The organism is Microbacterium kribbense (assembly GCF_039537285.1).
Taxonomy (GTDB): Bacteria; Actinomycetota; Actinomycetes; order Actinomycetales; family Microbacteriaceae; genus Microbacterium; species Microbacterium kribbense.
Genome location: NZ_BAABAF010000006.1, coordinates 87,386 through 104,641, shown reverse-complemented (window position 1 = coordinate 104,641; position 17,256 = coordinate 87,386). Strand labels below are relative to the sequence as shown.

Below are 17,256 nucleotides of genomic sequence, written 5' to 3'. Positions count from 1 at the left end.
CAGTCAGTTTACGCTCGCCGAATCGGCCGCCGGTCCGGCCTGGCCGGCCTTGCCGAGCGCATCGCCGTGCTTGCGCGCGAGTGCCTCGACAGCGCCGGCCAGGGTGGGGTCCTCACCGCGCGCGAGGCCGGCGTACTCCAGCCGCACGGTGCCGCCGTCCGGCGTCGCCTTGACCCACATCCGGCGCCGCGGCACGAACAGGGCGAGCATCAGGCTGCCCACCGCCAGCAGTGCGAACAGCAGCACCCACGGCGCGGCCAGGTCGCGGTGGATCGACAGTGACGCGAACCGCTTCACCGACTCGGACGAGTCGGTGGCGCCGGCCGGTGAGGCGTCGTCGAAGGTGATCGAGCCCAGTCCGTCGGGCAGCGCCGAGGTCTGGCCCGGCGACAGCTCGATCGATTTCACTCCGGTGGTGCCGCCGGTCAGCTGCGTCATGCCGCTGGTGTCGAGGGCATAGACCGAGCGCGGGATGCCGCCATCGATGCCGAGATCGCCCTGATAGACGTTCATGGTCAGCACCGGGTTGATCAGCGCGGGGAACGCCGAGGTGAACGCACCAGAGGAGGTCGCGACCTGCGACGGGTAGAAGAAGCTCACGATGCCCAGCTGCTGGCTCAGGCCGTCCGGCACCTTGATCACGCCCAGCGAGGTCAGGTTGTTGTCCTGCGGCAGGAACGGGATGGTGTCGTGGAAGACCACGTCGCCGGCGGGGTTTCGCACCGTGACGGTGGGCGCGTAGCCGTTGCCGAGCAGGTAGACCCGGTCCCCCGAGATGCCCAGCGGGTGGTTGACCTTGATGGTGTCGTCGACCGCCTCGTGGCCGGGCAGCCGCGTCGTCATGTGGGCGACGAAGTCCCCCGCCTGGCCGGTGGTCTGGTATTTGACGTCGAACTTGTCCAGCCGCATCGTGAAGGGCGTGAGCGTGTCGGGGTTGACGAACCGGCCCGGGTTGAACGACGAGTAGTCGGTGCCCACCGAGTTCACGAACGTGGTGCCCTCGACGATCACCCGCTGCCCGGTGTAGGTGAAGCCGCCGCCGATGCCGACGGCGATCAGCACGCCCAGCAGCGCGATGTGGAAGACCAGGTTGCCGCTCTCGCGCAGATAGCCGCGCTCGGCCGACACCGAGAACGCGCCGCGGGCGTCGTAGCGCTGCACCCGGTAGCCGCCCGCCTTCAGCTGGCGGGCCGCGATGTCGACGGCACGGGATGCCTCGGCGGCGGCATCCGCACCGGGGGTCAGCTCGACCAGTGACTCGCGGTGGTCGGTGAGCCGGGACAGGCGCACCGGCGTGCGCGGCGGGCGGGTGCGCAGCGCCTTCAGGTGGTGCTTAACGCGCGGGATGACGCAGCCGATCAACGAGATGAACAGCAGGATGTAGATCGCCGAGAACCATGCCGAGGTGTACACGTCGAACAGCTGCAGCCGATCGAGCACCGGCGCCAGCCCCGGGTTGTCCTGGAAGTACTGGGTCACGCCGTTCGGGTCGGCGCTGCGCTGCGGCACGATCGAGCCGGGCACCGCCGCGATCGCCAGCAGCAGCAGCAGCACCAGCGCGGTGCGCATGCTGGTCAGCTGCCGCCAGCCCCAGCGGATCCAGCCGATCGGGCCGAGCCGCGGCGAGACGATCTCATCGCCGGGTTCGTACTCGATGTGATCGGGCGGACGCAGCGGATCAGCGGTCGTGGTGGATTCAGAGCGCGGGTGTGACACCTGCGATCACCCCCTGCAATTGGGCCATGAGCGCGCCCCAGACGCCGGTCACCATCAGCACCCCGAGCACGATCAGGAGGGCGCCACCGACAAGATTGACGAAACGGATGTGCCGGCGCAGGAACGCCACCGACTGCGTCGCCCAGCCGAAGCCGAGCGCTATGAGCAGGAACGGGATGCCCAGGCCCAGCGAGTACGCCAGGCCCAGCACGGCGCCGCGGGACGCGGATGCCGAATCCAGTGACATCCCGAGGATGACGCTCAGGGTCGGACCGATGCAGGGCGCCCAGCCGACGCCCATCGCGAGGCCGAGCAGCGGCGCGCCGACCAGCCCCAGGTTGCCGCGCACCTGCGGCTTGAACGTGCGCTGCGCGACGCCGAACACCCCGATGAAGACGAGGCCGAGCAGGATGATCACGACGCCCATGACGCGCGTGATGACGTCTTTGTAGGTGAGGAAGAACAGGCCCACCGAGCCGCCCAGGATGTTCATCGCCATGAACACGACGGTGAACCCGCCGATGAACAGCAGCACCCCGCCGACGAGGCGGCCGCGGGCCGGCGCGATCGTCTCGGTCATCACGGCCGTCGGCGCCGCCGCCCCGCCGGCGGCGGGGGCCGGCCGGCGCGGCGCGACCGCTCCGCCGATGAAGCCGAGGTAGCCGGGCACCAGCGGCAGCACGCACGGCGACAGGAACGAGACCAGGCCGGCCAGCACCGCGATCGGGACCGCGAGCCAGAGCGCCCCGTCTGCGACCGCGCCGATCACGACGTCCCGCTCTTCGCCGAATCGCCCGGAGCCGAGTCGCTCAGGGCCGTGCGGATCAGCGACGTCAGGATCGAGGCATCCGGGAGCTGGCCGATGATGCGCGCGGTAGGGCGCCCGTCGCGCCCGAGCACGACCGTGGACGGCGTCGCGCTCAGCGGCACGATGTCGGCGAAGGCCGCGGTGACCGACTTGGTGTCGACGTCGATGACGCTCGGATAGGTGACGCCGAACTCCTTCGCGAAGCTGCGCGCCGTGGCCGCCTGGTCATAGGTGTTCACGCCCAGGAACGCGACATCCTGCCCCCTGAACTGCTGCAGCGACTTCTCGAGCTGCGGCGCCTCCTGACGACAGGGCGCGCAGTTGGCGTACCAGAAGTTCACGACCGTGACCTTGCCGGCATAGTCCGTGCTCGAGACCGGTTCGCCGTCATCGAGGGTGCCCGAGAAGTCGACCGCCGCCGGCCGGTCCCCCGGCCGGAACTCCTTGACCGCGAAGTCGCCCGCGATGTAGCCCTTGCCGTCGCCGGCGCGGTACTGGCTGGCCAGGTCGCCGCCCCCGCTCGAGCAGGCCGACAGACCCGCCGCGACGATCAGGGCGACCAGGACGGATGCCGCGGCCTTGCCGAATCGCCGCCGGCGCACGCCTTCTCGATTCGCTCGCTCAGCGGCCTGTGTCATCACACTGCTCCCACATCGACGGCGCCCGCGGCGGACGCAGGCTCGGCATAGCCGACTTCGACCCAGGTGCCGGCGTCGCGCTGAAAACTCGTCACACTCGACAGCGCGCACCGGCGCCGGCGCGGGTCGTGCCGGGCGGGCAGTCCCGCCACGTGCAGGTGCGTGACCCAGATCGGCAGCTGATGCGAGACGATCACGGCATCGCCGGCCTCGGTGCCGGTCCAAACGTCCGTCATCGCCGCATCCATCCGTGCGATCACCTGTGCATACGGCTCGCCCCAGCTCGGCACGGCGGGGTGGGCCAGGTAGCGCCAGTTCAGCGGGTTGGCCACCGCCCGCTTCATGCGCTGGCCCTCGAAGACGTTGGTCGGCTCGACCACGCGCTCATCGATGACCGGCTCGATGCCGAACAGCTCGCTGAACGGCTCGGCGGACTCGCGCGTGCGCTGCAGCGGGGAGCAGACCAGCGAACCCACCGGGCGATCCAGCCCGTGCACGTAGTCGGCGGCCTGCCGCGCCATCCGCCGGCCGGCAGCGCTGAGCGCGAAGTTCGGCAGTCGCCCGTACAGCACACGGCGGGGGTTGTGGACCTCCCCGTGGCGCACGAGATGGAGGCGGTCGGCGGGCACCGTTCAAGTGTACGGTGAGCGCGCTTCAGAGGGCGCTGAGAGCGGCACCGCCGCAGGCATCCGGTCACTGCACATCCCCCACGTAGACTGGACTCTCGTGACTGAACGTATTCTCGTAGGCCAGCTCGCCGCTCGCACCGACGGCCCCGTCTCCGTCTCGGGGTGGGTGGAGACCGTCCGCGATCAGAAGAAGGTGCAGTTCGTCATTCTGCGCGACGAGACCGGCGCCGTGCAGCTGGTCAACCCCGCCACTCGGCCTGCCGAAGACGGCACCTCTCAGGATGCCGCGGCGCTGGAACTCACCGACGCCATCTCCAACCTCGCCCACGGCACGTTTCTGACCGTGACCGGCGACCTCAAGCACGACGAGCGGGTCAAGCTCGGGGGCCTGGAGATCAAGCTGCACAGCCTGCAGGTCGCCGCAGCCGCCCTGCCCGAGACGCCGATCGCCGCCGACAGCAGCATGGACAAGCGGATGGACTGGCGCTTCCTCGACCTGCGCCAGCGCCGCAACAACCTGATCTTCCGCGTTTCGACGACGCTCGAGCACGCGATGCGGCAGTACTGGATCGACCGCGACTACATCGAGCTCCATTCGCCCAAGCTGATGTCCAGCCCGTCCGAGTCCCACGCCGAGCTGTTCGCGCTGGACTACTTCGGCGACCAGACCGCGTACCTCGCGCAGAGCCCGCAGCATTACAAGCAGATGGCGCAGGCGGCCGGTTTCGGCAAGGTCTTCGAGATCAGCGACGTGTTCCGCGCCGACCCGAGCTTCACCAGCCGCCACGCGACCGAGTTCACGAGTGTGGATGCCGAGATCAGCTGGATCGACTCGCACCTGGATGTCGCGGCCATGCAGGAGGAGCTGCTGGCCACTGCCATCCAGGCGGTGAAGGACAAGCACGGCGGCGAGATCACGGAGCTGTTCGACGTCGAGGTGACGGTGCCGACGCTGCCGTTCCCGCGCATTCCGCTGGCGCAGGCCCACGAGATCATCAAGGCCCGCGGCTACGAGTCCCCGCGCACCGACGGCGACCTCGACCCCGAGGGCGAGCGGCAGATCTCGGCGCACGTGGCCGAGACCTACGGCCACCAGTTCGTGTTCATCACCGACTACCACCCCGAGATCCGGCCGTTCTACCACATGCTCGACGAGGCCACCGGGCTCACCCGCAGCTACGACCTGCTGTTCAACGGCGTCGAGATCACCACCGGCGCACAGCGCGAGCACCGCATCGAGGTGCTCGAGGCGCAGGCGGTGGCCAAGGGCCTCAAGCTGGAGGGCCTGGCGCACTACCTCGACTTCTTCCGGTACGGCATGCCGCCGCACGGCGGGTTCGGAATGGGCCTGGCCCGGGTGCTGATGCTGCTGCTGGGCGAGGCGTCCATCCGCGAGGTGACGTTCCTGTTCCGTGGGCCGACCCGCCTGGCCCCCTGAGCCCGCGCGCCTGGCGCACCTGCCCGGGTTCGGAGGATTGCGCGTACTTCGGAGCATCCTGCGCCGGGGGTCTGAGTCTCATGCGATCCTCCGAACTCTGTGAGCGCCCGTCCCCTTTCCCCCGTCGACGCATGCCGCTAGCGTGATCCTCGAGCGAGCATCCGCCCGCTGCAACTCGAGGGAGAGGGGCCGGATATGGCCGGCAAGTTCGAATTGTGGGTAGACAAGGGCGGCGATTGGCGCTTCAATCTGAAGGCGTCCAACGGCCAGGTCATCGCGACCAGCCAGGGCTACTCATCGAAGGCGAGCGCGCTCGGTGGCATCGAGTCGATCAAGACGAACGCGCCGGCGGCCGCGACCGTCGAGATCGAGAAGTAGGCCTCAGAGCTCGAAGTCGACCGCGACGCGGTCGGAGATGACGCTGCGGATGTAGCCGAGCACCTCCTGGTGGACCGGGTGCACCGCGTAGGCCTCCAACCCGTCGCGGTCGGCGACGTCGACTACGAGTGCGACGTCCCAATCGCCCGGTGTGATGCCCGGACCCGCCGACAGCGCCCGGATCGCCGGCACCACTCCGACCAGAGCCTTCACCCGGCGGGTGATCTCCGCCGCATGCTCCGCGCGCGTCGCGGCATCGGTGGCCGCGAGCGTGAACGCCACGACGTGGCGGATCGTCACCGGACCGGCCCGGTGAACTCGGCGGCTCCGGCCGTGCGCGCCGCATCCAGCAGCGCGTCGTGAAGCCGATCCGGCGCGACGCGCCAGTGCGCGTGCAGCCGGTCGTCGATGAGCACCACCGGGATCTTCTCCCACCACTTCGCGAACAGCTCTGCGTCCTCGGCGATCGACTTCTCGACGACCTCGACGCCCTCGGCCACCTTGCCCGGCAACTCGGCCACGACCTGCACCACGACACCATGCGCGACCTCGCACAGGTGGCAGTCCGGCTTGCCGATGAGGGTCACTGTTGTCACTCGTTCATCTTACCGGCAGGCGGATGCGCCGGCACGGCGGACGACGCCGCGGATGCACGAAGCGCCCGTCCATTGGACAGGCGCTCGGTGTCGATGCCGCTACTTCTTGTTGCGACGCTGGTGGCGAGTCTTGCGAAGCAGCTTGCGGTGCTTCTTCTTCGCCATGCGCTTGCGGCGCTTCTTGATGACAGAACCCACAGAAAACCTCACTATGTCGGGGTCTGGACCACAGGAGAACCTGCGTCCGGGAACGGGCAGACGGAAAAATGCCTGGTGTCAGTCTAACCGACGTCGGCGATGGGCCGGTGCATGAGTTCGGCCACGGCCGACTCCGGCACCCGATAGCTGCGCCCGAACCGCACCGCCGGCAGTTCACCGGAGTGCACGAGTCGGTATACCGTCATCTTCGAGACGCGCATCAACTCCGCGACCTCGGCGACCGTGAGAAAGCGCACATCGTGCAGCTCAGCCATGGTCCCCTACCTTTCCCCAGCGCCAGCCTATCCAGGCAACTCTATGGGGTAGGTGGGATCGGTGTAAACCCACGTGACGAGTGGGACGGAAGTTTCGGCCGTGCGGACGCCCGCGCGGCGGCATCGGTGATGGCCCGTTTCAGTGCGGCGGCATGCTCGGCGCTCTGCCGCGCCTGCGCATACGCGACGGCTCCGGCGCCGGCCGCGCGCAGCGTGGCATCGTCGGCGATGGCGGCGATCAGAACCTCGGCGAGCCCAGCGGCATCCGGCGTCACGGTCCCCAGCGCGGCCGCACCGAACTCGGTCGCCAGCGCCGGATCCGACACCAGCACCGGCCGGCCGCGGGTGAACGCCTCCAGGGCGATCATCGGCTGGTTGTCGAAGCCCAGTGAGGTGATCAGCACGGCATGGCTGTCAGCGATCAGGGCCGCGACGCGGTCGGCCGAGACCGCGCCGTGGAAGGTGACATCGGGCTGCGGCTTGCGCGTGCCGCCGGCCACGTGCAGGTGCACCCGGCCGGGGCCGAGCCGCTCGCCCACGATCCGGATCGCGTCCAACGCGACATCCACCCGCTTCTCGGGGGCGAAGCGCGCCGCCCACAGCAGCGTCAGCGGACCGGCGGCGGGCGGGTCGGTCAGCTGCATCGGCTCGGCGACGTTCGAGAACGCGCGTGCCTGCGCCACGCCGGCGTCGCGCAGCGCCTGCGCCTGGTGCGCCGACGGCGACAGCACGACATCGGCGCGCAGCGCCACCCGCAGCGTCATGCCGCGGAGGGCATTGTCGATCGGGGTGCTGCCGGTATAGCGCGGGGCGGACGGCAGCCCCGTCAGGCGACGGTGGAACCAGCGCACCACCGGCGCCAGCGGCGAGAGCAGCACGGGTGCCCGCCAGAAGAACGTGTGCACGGTGTGCAGCACCGGCACCGCGCGCCGCGCGCCGACCGCCAGCACGGCTGCCGCCAGGGCGAACTCGGAGTGCACCACCATCGCGGCGACACCGTGCCGGTCGATCAGCTCGCCCAGTGTGGCCGCAAGGCCGTCTCGCCGGCCGAGGATCGGCAGGTCCAGGCCCGGCAGCGTCCAGCGCACGTGCGGCGACACCGGGATCACGTTCGCGGTGCCGGCCAGCACATCGGCGTCGGGGGCGACGACCACGACCGTCCATCCTTGATCGGCGAGGCTGCGCGCCTGCCGGACGAACGCGGTCTGCGCGCCGCCGAGATAGCGCAGCGAATAGTCGCACACGAGCATCACCGCGGCTGCGCCGCGCCCGGCGGGATCGGTCATCGCGGGCACGCGTCGCTCAACGACCGGGGAATTTCTTCAGCGCGCTGCCCAGAGCGTGCTTGGCCGATGCGGCAGCCCGGCCCACCGCCTCGGCGGCGTGCGCCGCCGGTTCGGACAGCGTCGCCGCCGGCATGGGCTCGGGCGCGCTCAGGAACGGCACGATCCAGTCGTCGACGGCATCCAGCGGCTGCGGCAGCAGGCGATAGAACCGGTGCTGGCCCTCTTCGCGCACGGCCACCAGCTCGGCCTCGCGCAGCACCTTCAGGTGCTTGGAGACGGTCGGCTGACTCACGCCCAGCTCGGCCACGATCTGCGACACGCTGGTGCCCGCGGCGCTGCCGGCGGATCGCTCGAGCAACAGCCGGAGGATGTCGCGACGGGTGCCGTCTGCAATCACGTCGAAGATGTCCGCCATGCCCATAGGTTAGCCGGGCAGCGGACTGAGTACCATGACACGGGTGATGCCCCATCCGGACGAGGTCGCCCGAGTGCGGTCGCTGCGGAGCATGCTGCGCACGGCCGCCGGCGCCGTGCGCGATGTGCTGCGCCAGGTCACGACGGCCTCGCCGGCCCGCTTCGCCGTCGCCGTGTTCCTGGTTCTGATCGCCCTGTTCACGGCGCTGCTGTCGCTGCCGGCCGCCAGTGCGACGGGGCGGGCGACGCACTTCGCCGACGCGCTGTTCACCGCCGTGTCGACGGTGTGCGTGACCGGACTGTCGACCGTCGACATGGGCACGCACTGGTCGCCGCTGGGGCTTGCGATCATCTATGTCGGCGTGAACGTCGGCGCCATGGGGGTGCTGACGTTCGCCTCGATCCTCGGCCTGATCATCTCCAAGCGGCTGGGTCTGCGCGCCAAGCTGATCGCGGCCGGCGACTCCAACCCACTGCGTGCGCACGGCGGCCCGATCAACGAGGGCCAGACGGTGCGCCTGGGCGAAGTCGGGTCGCTGCTGGCCACGGTCGCCTTCTCGACCCTGATCATCGAGGCCGTGCTCGCGCTGCTGATGTACCCGTCCCTGGTGATCGGCGGGGTGGAGCCGCTGCGCGCCCTGTGGGAGGCGCCGTTCTACTCGGCGATGTCGTTCACCAACACCGGGTTCACGCCCAACCCGGGCGGGCTGGCGCCGTTCCAACACGACTACTTCTTCCTGACCGTGATGATGGCCGGGGTCTTCCTGGGCTCGCTCGGCTTCCCCGTCATCTATGCGCTGTGGCGGCACCGCTGGCGCACCCGGCAGTGGCCGCTGCACGTGAAGCTGACGATCATCACGACGATGCTGCTGTTCATCGCCGGTGCGCTGGTGTTCCTGGTGCTGGAGTTCAACAACCCGAAGACGTTCGGCGATCGCAACGCCTGGGACACGATCTTCCAGTCCTTCTTCCTGTCCGGGATGACCCGGTCCGGCGGCTTCTCGACGGTCGACATCTCGCAGCTGCACGGGTCGTCGCTGATCGTGGGATCGATGCTGATGTTCGTCGGCGGCGGTTCGGCGTCCACCGCCGGCGGCATCAAGGTCACGACGCTGGCCGTGCTCGCCCTCGCGGTGTGGTCCGAGGCCAAGGGGCGCCCGAGCGTGCAGGCGTTCGGCCGGCGCATTCCCAGCGACGTGCAGCGCGTCGCACTGTCGGTGGTCGCCTGGGGCGCGACCCTGGTGGCGGTCTCGACGGTGACGATCGCGCAGATCACGCAGGCGCCGATCGCCGACGTGCTCTTCGACGTCATCTCGGCGTTCGCCACCGTCGGCCTGTCCACCGGTCTGACCGGCGACCTGCCCGATGCGGCGAAGTTCGTCCTCGCCGGCACCATGCTGTTCGGCCGCGTTGGTACAGTGACACTCGCCGCGGCGATCGCCGCGACGTCCCGTTCGCAGCTGTATGCGCTGCCGGTGGAAAGGCCGATCGTTGGTTGAGCAGATCCGCAGCGACGCGCCCGTGCTGGTGATCGGGCTGGGCCGATTCGGGGCCGCGTGCGCCGGCGAACTGGACCGGCTGGACCGGGACGTGCTGGCCATCGACGAAGACCTCACCCTGGTGCAGAAGTGGTCGGAGCGGGTCACCCACACGGTGCAGGCCGATGCCCGCAACATCGAGGCGCTGCAGCAGATCGGCGCGCAGGATTTCCAGGTCGCGGTCGTCGCCACCGGGTCCTCTATCGAATCGTCGGTGCTGATCACGGCGAACCTGGTCGACTTGAAGGTGCCGCAGATCTGGGCCAAGGCCGTCTCGCAGTCGCACGGCAAGATCCTCGCCCGGGTGGGCGCCAACCACGTGATCTACCCCGAGCGCGAGGCCGGCGAGCGCGTCGCGCACCTGGTGTCGGGGCGGATGCTGGATTTCATCAGGTTCGACGACGACTTCGTGCTCGCCAAGATGTACCCGCCCAAGTTCATCCGCGGCGCGGGGCTGAACCAGTCCGGCGTGCGCACCAAGTTCAACGTCACGGTGGTGGGCGTGAAGAGCCCCGGCAAGCCGTTCCGCTATGCGGAGGCCGACACGGTCGTGACCAACCACGATCTGATCATCGTGTCGGGCACCAACTCCGACATCGAGCGGTTCTCCTCGCTCGAGCGCTGACCGCTCACGCGCCGGCGGCGAGCTCCTTCGCGCGGGCCAGGGCCGCGTCGGTCGCGCGGGCGAACACGTCGTCCAGGTGCGCGTCCTGCAGCACCGCTACAGCGCGCTCGGTGGTGCCCTTCGGGCTGGTCACCCGGCGGCGCAGCTCGGCGGGGTCTTCGCCGGATGCGGCCAGCAATGCGGCCGCGCCGATGAAGGTCTGCTCGGCCATCGTGCGTGCGGCGGCCGCCTCGAAGCCCTTGCCGACGGCGGCCTTGGTGAGCTCTTCGACGAGCAGGAACACATATGCCGGACCGGAGCCGGAGATCGTCGACAGCGCGTCGATCTGCGCCTCGGGCACCTCGATCACGACTCCCACCGTCTCGAACAGCGCCCGCACCACCGCGGCCTGCGCGTCGCTGACCGCCGAACCCGAGGCGAGCCCCGTGACGGCCTTGCCCACCAGCGCCGGCGTGTTCGGCATCGACCGGACCACGGGCGTGCCGGCCGGCAGGATCCGTTCGAACGTCGCGATCGGCACACCCGCCGCGATGCTGACCACGGTCGTGCCCGGCCGCAGCGCGTCCGCGATCTCGTGCAGCAGATCGGGGACCATGACCGGCTTCACGCCGACCAGCACGACGTCGGCTGCGGCCGCGGCATCGCGGTTGCCGCTGGGCTGCTCTTTCAGGGCGATGCTGCGCACACCGGCGAGCTCCCGCAGCGCCGTGGCCTTGCCGACGGTGCGGTTGGTGACGGTCAGTCCGGTGGCCAGGCCCGAGCCCGCCAGGCCGTGCACGATGGCGCCGCCCATGGAGCCGGCACCCAGAATCGCAATGGGGGGGAGCATGCCGCTCATCCTATGACCCGAGGTCCAGCCGTGGGCGGACGGGCGCGGTTATAGTCGAGAGCAGGAGCGCTGAGGAGGCCGATCCCCATGACCGTCTTCGACGGAATCGCCGCACGCATCGTCGACACATCCCGCCTGCACGTGAACATCCTGGAGCGCACCGGGGCAGACCCGGACACCCCTGCCGCCCGCACCGTCGTGTTCGTGCACGGCAATGTGTCCTCGTCGCTGTTCTGGCAGGAGATCATGGAGGATCTGCCCAGCGACATCCGCGCGATCGCGGTGGATCTGCGCGGCTTCGGCGACACCGAGTCGCTGCCGGTGGATGCCACCCGCGGGGTGCGCGACTTCTCCGACGATCTGCACGCCGTCATCGAGGCGCTGCAGCTGGGCCCGGTGCACCTGGTGGGCTGGTCGATGGGCGGCGGCGTCGTGATGCAGTACGCGCTGGAGCACCCTGTGCTCAGCCTCACGCTGCAGGCGCCGGTCTCGCCGTACGGCTTCGGCGGCACCCGCCGCGACGGCTCCCGGCTCACCGACGACGACGCCGGGTGCGGCGGCGGCGGCGCGAACCCCGACTTCGTGGCCCGGCTGACCGCGCACGACACCACGGACGAGGCGCCGACCTCGCCGCGCAGCGTGTTCCGCTCGTCGTACGTGTCGGCGGACTACGTCACGGCGCACGAGGACGTCTGGGTCGAATCCATGCTGAGCACCTCGACCGCCGAGGGCAACTATCCGGGCGACAGCGTCGCCAGTGAGAACTGGCCGGGTTTCGCCGCCGGCGCCAGCGGCGTCCTGAACACGATGGTGCCGCGCTACTTCGACACCTCGGGCATCGTCGATCTGCCCACCAAGCCGCCGATCCTGTGGGTGCACGGCACCGCCGACGCGATCGTCTCGGATGCCTCGTTCTTCGACCTGAACCAGCTCGGCAAGGCCGGTGTCATCCCCGGCTGGCCGGGTGAGGATGTCGCCGCCGCGCAGCCGATGGTCAGCCAGACCCGCGACGTGCTCGCGGCCTACCAGGCCGCCGGCGGCCAGGTCACCGAGCTCGAGGTCGACGGGGCCGGCCACGCGCCGCATCTGGACCGCCCCGGCGTGTTCCGCCGGGCGCTGCTGCAGGCGATCGGCTACATCGGCCCGCAGCACAATCCGTCGCCGCCGACCGAGTCGATCATCCTGAAGTCCGAGGACTGACCCGCTGCGGCCTCCCTGTGCGACCCACCGCCCGTCGCGCTGTCGGCGGATGCACGGTTCCGTAGACTCGAGCGCATGAGTGCAACCGGCGGCGGCAAGGCCATCCTCGCGGCGTTCCTGGCGAACCTGGGCATCGCCGTGGCGAAGTTCGTGGCGTGGTTCTTCTCCGGCTCGGCCTCGATGCTGGCCGAGGCGATCCACTCGGTCGCCGACAGCGGCAACCAGCTGCTGCTGATGCTCGGCGGGCGCCAGGCGCGCCGCCACGCCGACCGCGAGCATCCCTTCGGCTACGGCCGGGAGCGGTACGTGTATGCATTCGTGGTCGCGATCATCCTGTTCTCGGTCGGCGGCCTGTTCTCGATCTACGAGGGCGTGGACAAGCTCACCCACCCGCATGAGCTGACCAACGTGTGGATCCCGATCCTGGTGCTGGTGATCGCGATCGTGCTCGAGTCGTTCTCGCTGCGCACCGCCGTGCACGAATCGCGCCCGCACAAGCAGAAGGGCGAATCGTGGCTCGCGTTCATCCGGCACGCGAAGGCCCCCGAGCTGCCGGTCGTGCTGCTGGAGGATGTCGCCGCCCTGACCGGTCTGGTCTTCGCCCTGCTCGGCGTCGGCCTGTCCTTCCTCACGCACAACCCGGTGTTCGACGCGATCGGCACGCTGCTGATCGGCACGCTGCTGATCCTGGTCGCGATCACCCTGGGCATCGAGACCAAGAGCCTGCTGGTCGGCGAGGGCGCGAACCCGGCCGACCTGGACCGCATCCTCGGCGCCGTCGAAGACGGCCCCGAGGTGCAGAAGATCATCCACCTGCGCACCCTCTATCTCGGCCCCGACGAGCTGCTGGTGGCGGCCAAGCTGGGCTTCCCGGCCGACAAGCCGCTCTCGGCGGTCGCCGGCGACATCGATGTGGTCGAAAAGCGCATCCGCGCAGCGGTGCCGATCGCGCGCGTGATCTACCTCGAGCCGGATGTATACCGCCCCGGGCTCGATCCCGCGCCACCGACCGACGCGGTCGTGCTGAAGTCGGCGGACTGATGGAGTTCGTCGTCTTCACCGAGCCGCAGCAGGGGTTCAGCTACGACCATCAGCGCCGCTTCGCCCAGCTGGCCGAGCAGCTCGGCTTCGACGCCTACTTCCGCAGCGACCACTACATGCGGATGGGACCGGGTTCACCGCTGCCCGGACCGACCGATGCGTGGACGACGCTGGCGGGCCTGGCGCTGCAGACCTCGCGCATCCGCCTGGGCACACTCGTCTCGTCGGCCACGCACCGGCACCCGGCGGTGCTGGCCATCCAGGCCGCGCAGGTCGACGCGATGAGCGGCGGTCGCGTCGAGTTCGGCCTCGGCACCGGCTGGTTCGAGGCGGAGCACCGCGCCTACGGCATCCCGTTCCCGCGTCAGAGATTCGGGATGCTGGCCGAACAGCTCGAGGTGATCACCGGGCTGTGGGCCGCCGACGGCGCCTATTCGTTCGCCGGCGAGCACTACACGCTGGTCGAGGCTCCGGCACTGCCCAAGCCGGTGCAGAGACCGGTGCCGATCATCGTGGGCGGCGGCGGGGTGCGCCGCACCCCGGCGATCGCGGCCCGATTCGCGAGCGAGTTCAACATCGGCTTCCAGCCCGACGAGGTCGTCGCCGAGAAGTTCGCGGGCGTGCGGGCGGCATGCGAGCGCGCCGGGCGCGACACCGCGACGCTGAAGCTGTCGGTGGCGCTGCCGACGCTCATCGGCAGCGATGAGGCCGAGCTCTCGCGCCGCGCGGCCGCGATCGGCCGTGACCCGGGAGCCGTGCGCGCCGACGACGTCATCGCGGGCCTGCCCGACGAGATCGTGGCGCGGGTGGCGGGCCTGCGGGACCTGGGCGCGCAGCGGGTCTACTTCCAGCTGATGGATCTGCGCGATCTCGACCACCTCGCACTCCTGGGCGGCCTGCTGCCGCAGCTGCGGGCGCTGTAGCCCGGATCGCCCAGGAAGGCTCGTTGAGCGAGGAGCGCGGCGACTGTTGGGACCTAGCGCCGTTCGTCGAAGAACTCGCGCAGCAGCTCGGCCGCAGCATCCTCGCGCACACCGGCGACGACCTCGCAGCGGTACGGCAGCCGCCGGTCGCGCAGCACGTCATAGACCGACCCGGCCGCCCCCGCCTTCTCGTCCCACGCACCGAAGACCACCCGCGAGACGCGCGCCTGCAGCACCGCTCCCGCGCACATCACGCACGGCTCGAGCGTGACCACGAGGGTGTGCCCGGTCAGATTCCACGAGCCGATGGCGGCCGCAGCCTTGCGCAGCGCGACGATCTCGGCGTGCGCGGTCGGGTCGCCGGTCTCGGTGCGCTCGTTACGGCCCTCGGCGACCTGCCGGCCGGCGGCATCCAGCACCACCGCGCCCACCGGCACGTCGCCGGCGCGCTGCGCCTGCCCGGCCAGGGTCAGCGCGCGGTCCATGGCCGGCTCGAACGACGAGGTCACGCCTTCAGAGTACGGGCCCGTGCCCTACTCTGAAGAGATGCGCGTGCACATCGCCGACCACCCCCTGATCACCCACAAGCTGACCGTTCTGCGCGACCAGCGCACGCCCTCACCGGTGTTCCGCCAGCTCACGCAGGAGCTCGTCACGCTGCTGGCCTACGAAGCCACGCGCAACGTGCGGGTCTCCCCCGTGCAGATCACCACTCCGGTGACGAGTGCCACCGGGGTGCGCATCAGCGAACCCCGACCGCTCGTGGTGCCGATCCTGCGCGCCGGGCTCGGGATGCTGGAGGGCATGGTCACGCTGCTGCCGACGGCCGAAGTCGGCTTTCTGGGCATGGTGCGCGATGAACAGACGCTGCAGCCCACGACCTACGCCGAGCGGCTGCCCACCGACCTCAGCGACCGGCAGTGCTTCGTGCTCGACCCGATGCTGGCCACCGGCGGATCCCTGGGGGCGGCGATCGACTTCCTGTTCGACCGCGGTGCGCAGGACATCACCGCGATCTGCCTGCTCGGCACGCCCGAGGGCATCGCCAAGATCGACGAGCAGGTCGGCGACCGCGACGTCACGCTCGTGCTGGGCGCCCGCGACGAGCGCCTGAACGAGCACGGGTACATCGTGCCCGGCCTGGGCGACGCGGGCGACCGGCTCTACGGCACGGTCTGACCGAAACGGCGCTACAGCCAGCGCCGCTTCTTGAAGATCAGGTACAGCGTGCCGGCGAAGCCGAGCATCAGCGCGATCGCGAACGGGTAGCCCCAGCGCCAGTCCAGCTCGGGCATGTTCGTGAAGTTCATGCCGTACACGGTGCCCACCAGCGTCGGCGCGAAGATGATCGCCGCCCACGACGAGATCTTCTTGATCTCGTCGTTCTGCGCCAGCGCGGCCTCGGTCTGCCGGCGCGCCACCAGGGCGGAGTGCACCGTCAGCGCCTTGTCCAGCAGCGAGCGGAACTCGCTGACCCGCTCATCGATCCGGATGACGTGATCGAGCACGTCGCGCAGCGAGCGCTGCACTTCGACATCCACCTCGTACTTGTCGTACCCGCGGCGCAGCCACTCCAACATGCTGGCCAGCGGCTTGACCGCCCGCTGGAAGTCGCCCACCTCGCGGGAGAGGTCGTAGATGCGGCGCGAAAGGGCGTCGTCGTCGCGGTCGCCGAACAGCTGCTGCTCGATCTCGTCGATGTCGTTCTCCAGGCCCTGCACGATCGGCTGGTACTCGTCGACGACGCGGTCCAGGATCGCGTACAGGATGGCCTCGGGTCCGCGTTCGAGCAGCGAGCCGTGCGACTCCATCCGGCGGCGCACCCGGCCGAGGTCGGGCGATTCGGCGTGTCGGATCGTGATGACGAAGTCGGGCCCGACGAAGATGTGCAGCTCGCCGAACTCGACCTCTTCGCGCTCGTCGACGTACCGAGCCGGACGCAGCACGATGAACAGCGTCTCGCCGTACCGCTCGATCTTCGAGCGCTGGTGGCCGCGGACGGCATCCTCCACCGCCAGCGGGTGCAGGGCGAACTCGCGGGCCAGCGACGCCAGTTCGGTCGCCGTCGGGCGATACAGCCCGATCCAGGCCAGGCCGCCGTGGTCGGCGAGCTGGTCGTAGGTCTCCTCCAGGCTCGTGGGTGTGTCCACCCGCAGTCCGGCGACGTAGATTCCGTTGTCGATGAGCATGCGCGGCTCCGATGTCAGCGCGCCGATGGCGCGTGAAGAACGTGGGGGCAGAAGCGCCACGACCACGCTCGGATGCGGCCGACTCAGCGAGTCAGCGCACCACCCGGCGCACGGTCGACGGCGCAGCGACTATGACCGGCCATCGCCACCACCGCCTTCCGCAGAACTGATCGGGCCGCAGGTTCCGGCCCGAAGGGTCAGTCTACCCGGTCAGCCGTTGGCCTGACGGCCGGTCTCCTGCTCCCAGAACTCGAGCTGCTGGGTGAGCGCCTTGGCCAGCTCGAACACCTGCTCGGGTGGGATCCGGATGCGGCTGACCACCCGCGCCGGTACGACCGCCACCCGCTGCCCGGTCTCGGCGTTGGTGTCTTCGCGGGGCGGCTGGGCGAGGGTCACGAAGTCCATCACGAACACGGTCGGGGTGTGCCACACGTTGGCGAAGTCCGCGTACTGGCCGGGAATGATCTCCGGCGGCAGGTCGATCTCGAACTGCTGCGGCAGGTCTTCGTTCATCGGCATCCTCCGGATCGCTTCT

The 17,256-nt window shown here is 69.9% G+C and carries 22 protein-coding genes; 8 read left to right on the top strand and 14 right to left on the bottom strand.

Features of this window, described 5'->3' with window-relative positions:
* Nucleotides 1–3 precede the first annotated feature (3 nt).
* From resB to ABD705_RS08745, 4 genes are read right to left on the bottom strand one after another with little or no spacing between them, the layout of a single operon-like run.
* Complete coding sequence (resB, locus tag ABD705_RS08760) at nucleotides 4–1,716, bottom strand: cytochrome c biogenesis protein ResB (RefSeq protein ID WP_344782632.1); 1,713 nt, start codon at nucleotides 1,714–1,716, stop codon at nucleotides 4–6.
* Entirely contained in the window at nucleotides 1,697–2,485 is a 789-nt protein-coding gene (locus ABD705_RS08755) for a cytochrome c biogenesis CcdA family protein (protein ID WP_344782630.1), read from the bottom strand. The genes resB and ABD705_RS08755 overlap by 20 nt, the downstream gene beginning before the upstream one ends.
* Complete coding sequence (locus tag ABD705_RS08750) at nucleotides 2,482–3,162, bottom strand: TlpA family protein disulfide reductase (RefSeq protein WP_344782628.1); 681 nt, start codon at nucleotides 3,160–3,162, stop codon at nucleotides 2,482–2,484. Before ABD705_RS08750 ends, ABD705_RS08755 begins: the two co-directional genes overlap by 4 nt.
* Nucleotides 3,162–3,791 carry a histidine phosphatase family protein gene (locus ABD705_RS08745; protein ID WP_344782626.1) on the bottom strand — a complete coding sequence of 210 codons (630 nt, stop codon included), beginning with the start codon at nucleotides 3,789–3,791 and terminating at the stop codon, nucleotides 3,162–3,164. Before ABD705_RS08745 ends, ABD705_RS08750 begins: the two co-directional genes overlap by 1 nt.
* Before the next feature lie 97 nt (nucleotides 3,792–3,888).
* Between ABD705_RS08745 and aspS the strand changes: the two genes are divergently transcribed.
* Complete coding sequence (gene aspS, locus ABD705_RS08740) at nucleotides 3,889–5,229, top strand: aspartate--tRNA(Asn) ligase (RefSeq protein ID WP_344782624.1); 1,341 nt, start codon at nucleotides 3,889–3,891, stop codon at nucleotides 5,227–5,229.
* A gap of 195 nt (nucleotides 5,230–5,424) precedes the next feature.
* Nucleotides 5,425–5,607, top strand: a complete 183-nt coding sequence (locus ABD705_RS08735) for a YegP family protein (RefSeq protein WP_344782622.1) — start codon at nucleotides 5,425–5,427, stop codon at nucleotides 5,605–5,607.
* A gap of 3 nt (nucleotides 5,608–5,610) precedes the next feature.
* On the opposite strand, the gene ABD705_RS08730 is transcribed toward ABD705_RS08735, so the two are convergent.
* The 6 genes from ABD705_RS08730 to ABD705_RS08705 all read right to left on the bottom strand — a co-directional run bounded on the left by ABD705_RS08730 (nucleotide 5,611) and on the right by ABD705_RS08705 (nucleotide 8,377).
* Nucleotides 5,611–5,907, bottom strand: coding sequence for a Dabb family protein (locus ABD705_RS08730; protein WP_344782620.1), 297 nt, complete (start codon nucleotides 5,905–5,907; stop codon nucleotides 5,611–5,613).
* A complete protein-coding gene (locus tag ABD705_RS08725) occupies nucleotides 5,904–6,203 on the bottom strand; it encodes a glutaredoxin family protein (protein ID WP_344782618.1) in 300 nt (99 codons plus the stop codon). The genes ABD705_RS08730 and ABD705_RS08725 overlap by 4 nt, the downstream gene beginning before the upstream one ends.
* A gap of 99 nt (nucleotides 6,204–6,302) precedes the next feature.
* Entirely contained in the window at nucleotides 6,303–6,401 is a 99-nt protein-coding gene (locus ABD705_RS08720) for a 30S ribosomal protein bS22 (RefSeq protein ID WP_003792170.1), read from the bottom strand.
* Nucleotides 6,402–6,484: 83 nt separating this feature from the next.
* Entirely contained in the window at nucleotides 6,485–6,676 is a 192-nt protein-coding gene (locus tag ABD705_RS08715) for a helix-turn-helix domain-containing protein (RefSeq protein WP_344782616.1), read from the bottom strand.
* Between the two features lie 41 nt (nucleotides 6,677–6,717).
* A complete protein-coding gene (locus ABD705_RS08710) occupies nucleotides 6,718–7,962 on the bottom strand; it encodes a glycosyltransferase family 4 protein (protein ID WP_344782614.1) in 1,245 nt (414 codons plus the stop codon).
* A gap of 16 nt (nucleotides 7,963–7,978) precedes the next feature.
* On the bottom strand, nucleotides 7,979–8,377 hold the full coding sequence (locus tag ABD705_RS08705; protein WP_344782612.1) for an ArsR/SmtB family transcription factor: 399 nt from the start codon (nucleotides 8,375–8,377) through the stop codon (nucleotides 7,979–7,981).
* Between the two features lie 91 nt (nucleotides 8,378–8,468).
* Here ABD705_RS08705 and ABD705_RS08700 point away from each other — a divergent pair, with 91 nt between their 5' ends.
* Both ABD705_RS08700 and ABD705_RS08695 read left to right on the top strand, forming a co-directional pair.
* Nucleotides 8,469–9,875, top strand: coding sequence for a TrkH family potassium uptake protein (locus ABD705_RS08700; protein ID WP_344782886.1), 1,407 nt, complete (start codon nucleotides 8,469–8,471; stop codon nucleotides 9,873–9,875).
* Nucleotides 9,868–10,539 (top strand): potassium channel family protein, encoded by a 672-nt coding sequence (locus tag ABD705_RS08695; RefSeq protein WP_344782610.1) that lies wholly within the window; start codon nucleotides 9,868–9,870, stop codon nucleotides 10,537–10,539. The genes ABD705_RS08700 and ABD705_RS08695 overlap by 8 nt, the downstream gene beginning before the upstream one ends.
* A 4-nt stretch (nucleotides 10,540–10,543) precedes the next feature.
* Here the strand turns inward: ABD705_RS08695 and proC are convergent, their stop codons facing one another.
* Nucleotides 10,544–11,377: a pyrroline-5-carboxylate reductase gene (gene proC / locus ABD705_RS08690; protein ID WP_344782608.1), complete on the bottom strand. Its 834-nt coding sequence runs from the start codon at nucleotides 11,375–11,377 to the stop codon at nucleotides 10,544–10,546.
* Between the two features lie 78 nt (nucleotides 11,378–11,455).
* Here proC and ABD705_RS08685 point away from each other — a divergent pair, with 78 nt between their 5' ends.
* From ABD705_RS08685 to ABD705_RS08675, 3 genes are all read left to right on the top strand, one after another.
* A complete protein-coding gene (locus tag ABD705_RS08685) occupies nucleotides 11,456–12,568 on the top strand; it encodes an alpha/beta fold hydrolase (protein WP_344782606.1) in 1,113 nt (370 codons plus the stop codon).
* A gap of 75 nt (nucleotides 12,569–12,643) precedes the next feature.
* Nucleotides 12,644–13,609 carry a cation diffusion facilitator family transporter gene (locus ABD705_RS08680; protein WP_344782604.1) on the top strand — a complete coding sequence of 322 codons (966 nt, stop codon included), beginning with the start codon at nucleotides 12,644–12,646 and terminating at the stop codon, nucleotides 13,607–13,609.
* On the top strand, nucleotides 13,609–14,532 hold the full coding sequence (locus ABD705_RS08675) for an LLM class F420-dependent oxidoreductase (protein ID WP_344782602.1): 924 nt from the start codon (nucleotides 13,609–13,611) through the stop codon (nucleotides 14,530–14,532). The genes ABD705_RS08680 and ABD705_RS08675 overlap by 1 nt, the downstream gene beginning before the upstream one ends.
* Before the next feature lie 53 nt (nucleotides 14,533–14,585).
* Here the strand turns inward: ABD705_RS08675 and ABD705_RS08670 are convergent, their stop codons facing one another.
* Nucleotides 14,586–15,017: a nucleoside deaminase gene (locus ABD705_RS08670; protein WP_344782884.1), complete on the bottom strand. Its 432-nt coding sequence runs from the start codon at nucleotides 15,015–15,017 to the stop codon at nucleotides 14,586–14,588.
* A gap of 61 nt (nucleotides 15,018–15,078) precedes the next feature.
* Here ABD705_RS08670 and upp point away from each other — a divergent pair, with 61 nt between their 5' ends.
* On the top strand, nucleotides 15,079–15,711 hold the full coding sequence (gene upp / locus ABD705_RS08665; protein WP_344782600.1) for a uracil phosphoribosyltransferase: 633 nt from the start codon (nucleotides 15,079–15,081) through the stop codon (nucleotides 15,709–15,711).
* Nucleotides 15,712–15,722: 11 nt separating this feature from the next.
* Here upp and corA read toward each other — a convergent pair whose 3' ends face one another.
* Both corA and ABD705_RS08655 read right to left on the bottom strand, forming a co-directional pair.
* The gene (gene corA, locus ABD705_RS08660) at nucleotides 15,723–16,721 is read right to left on the bottom strand and encodes a magnesium/cobalt transporter CorA (protein ID WP_344782598.1); all 999 of its coding nucleotides are present in this window, start codon (nucleotides 16,719–16,721) and stop codon (nucleotides 15,723–15,725) included.
* Between the two features lie 210 nt (nucleotides 16,722–16,931).
* Nucleotides 16,932–17,234: a DUF3467 domain-containing protein gene (locus tag ABD705_RS08655; protein ID WP_344782596.1), complete on the bottom strand. Its 303-nt coding sequence runs from the start codon at nucleotides 17,232–17,234 to the stop codon at nucleotides 16,932–16,934.
* Between the last annotated feature and the right edge of the window lie 22 nt (nucleotides 17,235–17,256).